A 3,435-nucleotide genomic window follows, 5' to 3' on the forward strand; every position below is an offset into this window, starting at 1 on the left:
TTATACATCTAAATTTAGCTTTATTCATCCCTCTTTGATTAGAAAAGATGATAAAAAAGCTGATTTCTCAACAGAAAAACTTATCTTAAATTCGGGCTGATTTTTGAGAGTTTTTGTTTTTTACTTTTTCAGCAAACCCTAATTATTCAAGAAAGATTAGGAATAAGTGATAGAGAAACCGTCGAACAAATTAGTAAAAAACCTTACCTACAATACTTTATTTGGCTAAAAAACTATCAAATAGAATTCTCATTTGATGCCTCAATAATGGTATATTTTCAAAAAAAATTAACTTAAACCTCCTTAACAAAATTAACCAAGAAATGGTGAAAAAAGGCCGAGAAATTACCCAGTACAAAAAATCTGGTGACGGAGCAGAAGAGCGAGGAGAAGAAAGTGAGCAGCCCAATGCAGGAAAATTAATATTAGATGCGACGGCTCGACTGAGCTTCGCCGAACGTCTTGTGCGCCCGCCGATATTAAGTATCCCACAGATTTAGATCTATTAAATCAAGCTCGTCAAGGAACGGAAAAAATCCGATATTGTCTCTACCAGGAAGTCAAATAAAAGTTAACTAAGAAACCAATAACTTCCCGAAAAATAGCGAGAAATAACTATTTAAAAGTCGCTAAAAAACGTCGTCAGTCTCAAAAAAAAAGACGGAAAGCTATTGGTCAACAACTGGGATATATTCAAAGAAACTTAGGTTATATAGACCAACTAATTGAATTAGGAGCCTCCTTAACTTGTTTAAGTAAAAGATTATATAAACTGCTATTAGTCATTGAAGAAGTCTCTCATCAACAACGGGAGATGTGGTCAGAGAAAAAAACAAGGGTTGACCAGAGAATCGTCAGTTTAAGTCAACGTCTCGACTTCGCTCGACGTTGACCCGTTCGGACCTCGGCGTGAGACTTCGGACGTTCGGTGGTAACCGTTCAGGGGGGGAACGAAATCTGGTAATCTAAGAAGCATGGATGAGAAGCAGCTACTAGAGACGGCAGGAATTGGCGCAGAGGATTGGGAGAGGACGACCGCCAGCGTCAGACAGCTAGTAGTGCAGTTAGGTTTGAAGATAGAGCAACTAGAGCAACACCTCAAAGAATTAGAAGAATCAAAGGAGCAGCTTGAGGAGAAAGTCAATCGTAACTCAGACAACTCCCATAGCCCGCCTGCCTCAGATGCCCCGAACGTCGAGAAGAAAAAGCCAAAAAAGCCAACAGGAAAAAAACGAGGCGGGCAACCAGGACACCCCGGTCATAGCCGTCCCCTGTATCCAGTAGAAGCCTGTGACAGCGTCACCGACCACTATCCCGAAACTTGCAAATGTTGTGGCGAACCACTGCAAGGAGTGGACACCAACCCCTACCGCCATCAAGTGGTAGACATTCCCCCTATCCAACTGCACATCGAAGAGCATCGCCTACACCAACTAACCTGCCTTCACTGCGGCGAGAAAACCAGAGCGGTACTCCCCTCTGAAGTAGAGGCGAGTGGCTACAAAGAGAGAGTGGTGGCCATCGTCTCGGTCTTGAGTGGGATGTACCGCCATTCTCATCGGATGGTAGTTTCAGCCATGTCCGACTTGTTTGGGGTGAAGATGTCACTGGGGACAGTAAATCGTCTGAGAAGGGAAGGGAGTGAGGCGGTGTCGGGAACAGTAGAGGAGGCTAAAGCCTACATCCAATCCGCGCCGATAGTGGGAGCCGATGAGACGGGCTTCGGGCAAGGAAATACTGATGGCAACAATCCGCAAAATAAGAGAGCTTGGCTGTGGGTTGCCGTTACCCCACTGGTCGCCTTCTTTCAAGTCATGCTGTCTCGCTCCACTGCCGCCGCCCAATCTTTATTGGGGGAGAATTTCCGGGGAATTCTCAATAGCGATCGCTACAATGCCTACAATTGGGTCGATGTTGACCAAAGACAACTCTGTTGGGCGCATCTAAAACGAGAGTTCACAAAAATCTCAGAACGCCAAGGCCTATCTCGTCAACTGGGACGAGACTTACTGGCTCAGCAGAAAAAGTTATTTCGGCTCTGGCAGCGAGTGCGAGATGGAACACTGAGCCGAAGTGAGTTTCAGTCATTAGTGTCACCGATTCGAGCGCGGGTGAGGAGTTTACTCGAGCAAGGAGCGGCGTATCAGATTGGCTCCAAGGAGAAGACTCCTTTGGCGAAAACCGTTCGCACTTGCCAGCAACTGCTGAAAGTGGAGCCAGCCCTCTGGTTGTTCGTCACCGTCGAGGGATTGGAGCCGACGAACAATGCCGCTGAGAGAGCGATTCGTCCGGCGGTGCTGTGGCGGCGGACTAGCTTTGGTTCTCAAAGCGAGGCCGGTAGTGTGTTTGTGGCGCGGATGCTGACAGTAGTGACGAGTCTGCGTTCTCAGAACCGGAATGTCTTGTAATTCATGACTGAGGCGATTCGAGCCTCTAGGGGGGGCAGTTCTTCTCCCTCTCTCCTGCCCCAGGAAGATTCTTCCACTGAGTCAATGACACTGGCTGCTTGACATCCCCCCCTGAACGGTTACGATGAGAGAGTTAGGTTTAAGCCGAGGAACTAAATTATTTTTGAATGATGTAAATATTACAAAAGAGCAGGGATTTGTCCCGTTTAACTTAGCGGGTAAGTGGAAAAAAACTTACCGAGGGTTTCCAACAAAAGAACCTTGGTATATTTTGACTAACTTTGAAGATTTAGAGACAGCAATAATTGCCTATCAAAAAAGATTTGATATTGAGGAGATGTTTCGAGATTTTAAGTCTGGAGGCTATAGCTTAGAAGGTTCTCAATTAGCACCGTAATACCTATCAAAGCTGATAATTGTTATAGCTATCGCCTATACAAGTGCCACACTGCAAGGTAAAAAAATTAAGGATATGGGAATCCAAAAATATGTAACAAGACCTGAAAAAAGATATAAAGGTCAACGCAGACACAGCAGTTTTTATGTGGGTCAACATCTCTATCATTGGCTCTTGAATATCTTCAGCCGCTCGCTCATAGGACTCATTGGCACTCAACAACAAGCAACACTTTTCCAGATAGGGGCTCCATTGGGTGTAGGCTTTGATCTCCAGTTTTTCAGCTTGTTTCTCCCTCACACTCAATCGTCCAATAATGCTATCGATACTCCGTTTGCGGCCACTCGTTGTGCCACTACTTGTGGCCATAAAAAAATCCCGCTCTCTGGACTGACATGCTCAAGCAGATGCTTTCGCACTACCTCCTCAATCCCTGCTAATGTTTTCACCTGTTCCGGGTCAGTTTCTTCAGACAATAAGGCGGCGATAGCTTGAGCGTGAGCTTGAATTTGGGCTTTTTTGTCAGTATCCATAAGTCTCTTACTATGTAGGTGATCTACTCATAGTGTAGCTCCATCTCAGAAAACCAGATTTAAGTATTTATGCTCATGGCAAAAGTGGGATGCACTC

Annotated in this window: 1 protein-coding gene and 3 pseudogenes; 3 read left to right on the forward strand and 1 reads right to left on the reverse strand. The window is 45.3% G+C overall.

All coding sequences use genetic code 11. The annotated features are described in order from the left end of the window. Positions 1–377: 377 nt before the first annotated feature. From O9334_RS23140 to O9334_RS09425, 3 genes and pseudogenes are all read left to right on the forward strand, one after another. A pseudogene (locus O9334_RS23140) lies at positions 378–868 on the forward strand (IS5/IS1182 family transposase); the annotation flags it as partial. 106 nt (positions 869–974) lie between these two features. Continuing rightward, a pseudogene (tnpC, locus tag O9334_RS09420) lies at positions 975–2,510 on the forward strand (IS66 family transposase). Between the two features lie 22 nt (positions 2,511–2,532). Then, on the forward strand, positions 2,533–2,805 hold the full coding sequence (locus O9334_RS09425) for a hypothetical protein (protein ID WP_190381736.1): 273 nt from the start codon (positions 2,533–2,535) through the stop codon (positions 2,803–2,805). A 177-nt stretch (positions 2,806–2,982) separates the two neighbouring features. Here the strand turns inward: O9334_RS09425 and O9334_RS09430 are convergent. After that, positions 2,983–3,338 (reverse strand): annotated as a pseudogene (locus O9334_RS09430) (ISKra4 family transposase); the annotation flags it as partial. Positions 3,339–3,435: the final 97 nt, after the last annotated feature.

Origin of the sequence: Microcystis sp. LE19-8.1F (assembly GCF_027531715.1) — a bacterium.
In the GTDB taxonomy this organism is placed as follows: Bacteria; Cyanobacteriota; Cyanobacteriia; order Cyanobacteriales; family Microcystaceae; genus Microcystis; species Microcystis wesenbergii_A.

Coding starts and splice junctions, on each gene's coding strand:
- O9334_RS09425 (WP_190381736.1), top strand. CDS start 2,533: ATGAGAGAGTTAGGTTTAAGCCGAGGAACTAAATTATTTTTGAATGAT.